This is a genomic window from Ancylomarina sp. (assembly GCF_041555295.1).
GTDB lineage: Bacteria > Bacteroidota > Bacteroidia > Bacteroidales > Marinifilaceae > Ancylomarina.
In genome coordinates, this window is sequence record NZ_JBFFKR010000216.1 from 1 (window position 1) to 5832 (window position 5832).

Below are 5832 nucleotides of genomic sequence, written 5' to 3' on the forward strand. Positions count from 1 at the left end.
GTTCGGTAATCTTTTATGATTGAGGCGGATAATTTTTGTCCATTATTCATCTGATCTAAAGTCACCCATGCTGTATTGATTAGTGCTTGTAAACAAAAAAGTTCTGAGTTATGACTTGATATTTTCTTTGCCTTATCGAGACATTTTTGAGCTTGTTCAAGTAAGGCAAAGGCTTGTTCTTTTTCTTTTCCTGAAAACACTTGTGTTGCAGATATCAATCCGATATAATAATTTGGAAGCCAATTTTCTTTCTCGTTGGAAGCAATGCGTTGGAAAAGAGCAACAGCTTCATCAGGTTTATTATTGCCCCACAACTGGAGTGCTTCACTCATCCCTTTTTCATATTTATTTTGTGCTGAGCACATTAATATTTGGCTTGTAATAAGCAGTATTAGTAGCATGATTTTTTTCATAATATTCTTTTTTAGTTTGTGATAGTAAATTTGCTGAAAGTAGCAGGGAGTTCAAAAAGAGATTGACTCAACTGTCGATTTATACTGCTGAACTGTATATTTGGATTAAGTCTTGTCTGTATCAATGTTTTTTACAGGGCTTGTTCATAAAAGCACCAAATAGAATAAATCTGCAAACTTTCTTATTATCATTTCAAATACACCCTTTCGTCTGTCGACACTTTCCCTAAAAAGGGAAAGATTATTAAACTAAACTTAGAATTTCTATTCAACATATAGTTGAAGTTTCTCCCTTTTAAAGGGGAGATGTCCGAAGGACAGAGGGGTGGCCAATTATTATTAAGCCCTGATGTTTTTTATTCTATGCGGAAGTTTTGATTTTATAGATTTTTCAACTGATTCTTATTTTTGTTTTTACTGATGGTGATAAACAGGCCCGCGAAAAAAAAATGTTTAGTACCAGAGGTAATGGCTTGTCGGTCGTATTGTCCTTCAGAGTTGGGCCTATTACTATAATCGTAATTATAAATATTACTGTGACCGAGTATATTGGTGGCCGAGCAATAAAATATTGTTTGTTGCGAAATCAGCCACGACCAGTTAAGGCTTAAGTTATTGTAGTTTTTGGTCTCCTTACTCATAAACTTGGCCGAGTTAGGGTCGTTGTAGGGTCTGCCACTAGCAAAGTTGTAGCTTATACCAATTAGCGAGCGCAACTTCCCTATCCAATATTTCCCGACCACCGATAAGTTGTGCTTGTTGCTAAAATTACTTGCTGCTCTTTCTGGGAAATTCTTGTAATCTCTCTCAGTATCGAGGTATGAGTACGAAATCCAGTATTCAAAGTTTTTAAAAGTCTTTTCGTCTTTCCAATATAAGTCCAAACCTTGGGCATAGCCAGAGCCTGTATTGCTAAAATTCGATGGGGAGTTGTTATTGATCAACTCGTATTTCATCAAGTCAGAATATTTTTTATAATACAACTCAGCTCTCAAAATTCGTTTATCATTATTGTAATGATAATTAAATAGATATTGTTGACTCTTCTCTTCCTTCAGGCTTTTGCTAAGCTGTAGATTCCTGTTCTGAGGCAATTGATAGAATTCTCCCCAAGCAAACGATAGCTGACCATGCTCACTTACTTTTTGACCGACAGAGATCCGCGGTGCTAAATGAAACGATTCGCTATAATCGGCATATTCACCTCTCAAGCCAACTGTAAGTGCCGTGTTTTTTGTAAAAAGAATATTTGACTCAGTAAATATAGCAGCGAGCTGATTTTTCAGATTGTAATTTTGTTCCCAGCTAGGATTCGATAAGCTGATATTTTTATTGGCATCAGTAAAAAAGTACTCAGTACCTATACTCAATTTTATATTCCCGTTAGGAATGCGTTTCAACTTAAACTTGATGTGTCCGTTTTTTTCTTTATTACTGATGCTGATCGAGTCTATCTTTTCTTTGTTGTGATTGTTAGAGTAGCTAGCACCAGCCTTTATCAACCAAGTTTCTGATATCGAGCCATTATAGGATGTATTAAAATAAAGATCCTTCTCTTTTGTGTTATAACTCAGCTTTTCAGGATAATCAATGTCCTTTTGTAGTATGTGGAATTGCGTATGATCGTAAGCCGTGTAGAATTTTAAAAGTCCCTTGTTAAATTGGTGGCGATAAATGGCTTCGCCTGATATTTTTTCGGGCAATTTTTCCCACTCCTGATCCGAAGCATTTAGTTTGTTGTAGGGCGCAAGATTGGTGTATGAAGCATTCACCGTTAAGGCATCCTTATCCTTCTTAATCACCTGCCCAAAACCTGCACCAATAGACATGATAGATATTTCGCTGCTCTCTTCAATAGGAGTGTCCTTGGTGTCTAATAGAAGCACACCCGAAAGAGCCTGTCCGTACTCTGCCGAATAGCCACCCGTGCTAAAAGTAGTGCCTTTAAACAGCATGGGAGAGTAGCGAGCCCTTGATGGATTGTTGTTGGCCGAGGCCGTATAGGGTTTAAATACTCTCATACCATCGATAAAGGTTTGCGATTCGTAACTGTTACCGCCTCGTATAAATAATTCGCCGCTTTCGCCTACAGTTGTTGTGCCTGGTAATGTTTTAAACGCAGCAATATAATTGCCAGCAGCACCTGCTGTTGTGACAACATCGAGAGGTTTAAGTACCGATATCTTTGTATTATCTCCAGCGCTGAATGTTCCTGCAGTAATCATCACCGCATTTAAAGAATTCACCGATTCTTTAAGGCGGATTTGCAGATTTTGCATTTCTTTTACATCCTTACTCAGCTTGGTTACGACAAATCCAATGCAGGACACCACCAATGTCTGCTTGCCAGATACATTGCTTTTGAAACTAAAGGCACCATTTGTATCGGTGGAAGCCCCATCGTAGGTCTTGTCGATATAAATATTGGCTCCGGGAATCGGATTTCCTTTTTTGTCACAAACCTTGCCACTGATATGGCTTTGTGCAGATAGGAATTGTGTTGTAAGTAGAATGAAGAATGCTAAAGTGGTTCGTAACATGCGATATAAGTATTGATAATTAACACTTACAAAATTGCCTTTCGCAGGGATCATTAAAAAAGAATAGTTTCCGACTTGTTGAATAGTGATGCTGAACTGTGAAAATAAGATGAGATACTAAGTATTACTTTGGGGAGTTTCTCCTTTTTTTATTGACGTGATTCGACTTTTTTTCAATAAGCGAATTAATGTTCTATATTTGGGATGTTCGTAATCATTTATCCCCATGAGAATTCTACTGACCTTCTTACTTGTTTTTTTATCTGTATCCTCTTTCACAGAAAATGTGATTTTTATTGATGAGGGGAAAGTTGATAGCCTGGAAAACAGGTTAATGGTAGTTGATGGTGATGATAAGTTGGAACTCTTATTAAAACTTTGTCAGGAACTGGTTGAGAAAGATTCTGAGAAATGTATTGCTTATGCAGAGGAGGCTCTAAGGCTATCACAAAAGCTACATCGTCCCCAATCTCAGGTTAAAGCATTGATTTTTCTGGGTAGAGAGGATTCCAATTTAGGTCATTATTTTGAAGGCTTGCAACATTTTAAAGAGGCTGCAGGCATTGCTGATCGTGAAAATGATGGGAAAGGCTTGGTTGATTCCTGGAACGAGATTGGCATTACCTATTTCAACATGAGTAGCTACGAAGAGGCACAGACTTTTTATTTTAAAGCTCTCAAGAAAGCTGAAGAAATTGACTATAAGGAGCGGGTGATAGGAATGAAGAATAATATCGCCATTATCTATTCCATTTATAAAGACCATGAAAAGGCTCTGGAGTTATTTTATACGCTGTTGGAAATCTATGAAAATGAAAAGGATTCGTTTCATTTTGCACTAACATCTGTAAATATAGCTCATATTTATGATGAGATTGGTGAGTATGAAAAAGGACTTCAGTATCTGGATAGGGCGATACCCTTTTTCATAGAGTCTGGTAATAACCTGATGCTTACCTCTACCTTGAATAATAGAGGTGTGATTTATCTTAAGTTGAATAAAAGAAAAGAAGCTCTTGCGGACTACAATAAAGCTCTTGAAATTTCTGAACAAAACAATTACGCGAGCGGAATCACATCTTCGTCCATTAATATAGGGGAGTATTTTGTAAATGAAAATAAATTGGAGAAGGCTTTGGGCTTTTTTGAAAAAGCACTAAAGATTGCTTTGAAGGATTTGAATAAGACTAGCATTAAAGATTGTTATGCCGGTATAGCAAAGGTTTATACTCTGCAGGGAAATTATCAAAAGGCTTTGGAAAAAACAAAGCAGTTTATGGCCTATAGAGATGAAATCTACAACGAACGAACTCAAAAGCAAATCAATGAACTTCAGATAAAATACGAAACGGAGAAGAAAGAGGAAGAGATTGAATTATTGCAATTAAAAATGAGAATTCAGAAACGAAATCAGATCATCCTTATTGTTGGTTTGTTGATTATATCTTTTCTAATTCTTAGAGTTCTGCATTTAAAACAGCTTAATCTTAAGAGAAAAAATTTATTGCTTGAGCAGGTTAGTTTAATGGACAAACTTGCTTTAGAGAAAATGGATTCAGAAAAAAGGGAGAAAGATCTTGAGAATCTAAGATTGCAGGAAGAACTTCGTTCTAAAGAAGAAATAAATCGTTTAAAGCGATTGAAATATAAAGAAGATTTAAGACATAAAGAACGTGAATTGGCTGCAAATGCCTTGCATGTTGTCAGTAAAAATGAAACCCTTGACAGTCTGAAAAAATCCGTTGAAGCTGTCCTTGGATCTGATAAAGATGATGTGAAAGCTTCATTAAAAAGACTCATTAAGGAGATAGAGGGTAACATTAATTTGGATCAGGATTGGGAGATGTTTAAAATGCACTTCGAAGAAGTTCATCAGGACTTCTTTAAGCGGTTGGTTGAGAAATTTACCGATTTAAATACAAATGATCTAAGGTTTTGTGCTTATTTAAGATTAAATCTAGATGCTAAAGAAATTGCAAGAATCCTAAATCTTTCTGTGAATGCTATTGAAAAGCGTCGATATCGATTAAGGAAAAAATTAGAATTGAGCTCCACTGATAATCTCTTTGAATTCCTTAGTAATTTTTAAAATTAAGTCTTCTGAGAGTGGATGCTAGTCATTTCTCTTTCTTTACTTTTCCTTGATGAAAAGTAACAAAAATCAATGGCTCTGGCGCTCAATGACCCATCACGGTTCAAAGGCTAAACAGACTGAACTCGTTCTACCTCACTCGGACAGCATTCTGTTTTTAACGCCTTTTTCACCTATGGGGCCCCACTTGCGCTGCCGAGGCCAGAAATAAAAATCCGTCTCACAATCTTAATCATATTTTATCAAAATGTTTTGGGTGGGTTTTGTCAGCCTGCTGTGAGGCGTGTCACAGTTTTTCCAACAAAGGAGGACAAGGATCAGGCTAACTTGATTTTTTATTCGCATATAATAATTTAGAAGGTGTTCATGAGCGCTTCGTGGTGGCTTATTTTTGTTTAAGAAACGAGCGAAGCGAGTTCATGAATACCCGTTCAATTATCAATGAATAAAAAAGTAAGAGCCCAACGGCTCTAGCGAAAAATTTAAAATATTTTCAAAAAAAGACTTAGTACACTTAGACCCAACTTTTGTAACTGATCCGCTAAAATCGACTTTGAGACTGTATCAAGTTCGGAACAAGTCTGGATCAAGTCTGGAAAAACCCAGTGCTGATTCGAACTTGTTACGGCGAGTATACAGACTAGATATATGCATAGTTTGGGTCATCGAAAATGATTAGACGCCTATAAAAAATGGAAGAGACATACGCGTGAATTTGAACCGCTCATGTTTAAATCACTTTATCCGTTTCCCTCAATAAATCATATCAATGCAATATACAAGTAGA

General features: G+C 36.5%; 3 protein-coding genes. 1 reads left to right on the forward strand and 2 read right to left on the reverse strand.

Annotation, left to right across the window (positions count from 1 at the left end; translation table 11 throughout):
* Both ABY905_RS13115 and ABY905_RS13120 read right to left on the reverse strand, forming a co-directional pair.
* Nucleotides 1-413 (reverse strand): hypothetical protein (locus ABY905_RS13115; protein ID WP_372644602.1); only part of this gene is annotated, 413 nt, incomplete at its 3' end.
* A gap of 380 nt (nt 414-793) precedes the next feature.
* Nucleotides 794-2953 (reverse strand): TonB-dependent receptor domain-containing protein, encoded by a 2160-nt coding sequence (locus ABY905_RS13120; RefSeq protein ID WP_372644604.1) that lies wholly within the window; start codon nt 2951-2953, stop codon nt 794-796.
* Nucleotides 2954-3179: 226 nt separating this feature from the next.
* On the opposite strand from ABY905_RS13120, the gene ABY905_RS13125 reads away from it, so the two are divergent.
* Nucleotides 3180-5042 carry a tetratricopeptide repeat protein gene (locus ABY905_RS13125; RefSeq protein WP_372644606.1) on the forward strand — a complete coding sequence of 621 codons (1863 nt, stop codon included), beginning with the start codon at nt 3180-3182 and terminating at the stop codon, nt 5040-5042.
* Nucleotides 5043-5832: the final 790 nt, after the last annotated feature.

Excerpts from the sequence above, each read along its gene's own strand:
- ABY905_RS13120 (WP_372644604.1), bottom strand. The coding sequence starts at position 2,953 with ATGTTACGAACCACTTTAGCATTCTTCATTCTACTTACAACACAATTC.
- ABY905_RS13125 (WP_372644606.1), top strand. The coding sequence starts at position 3,180 with ATGAGAATTCTACTGACCTTCTTACTTGTTTTTTTATCTGTATCCTCT.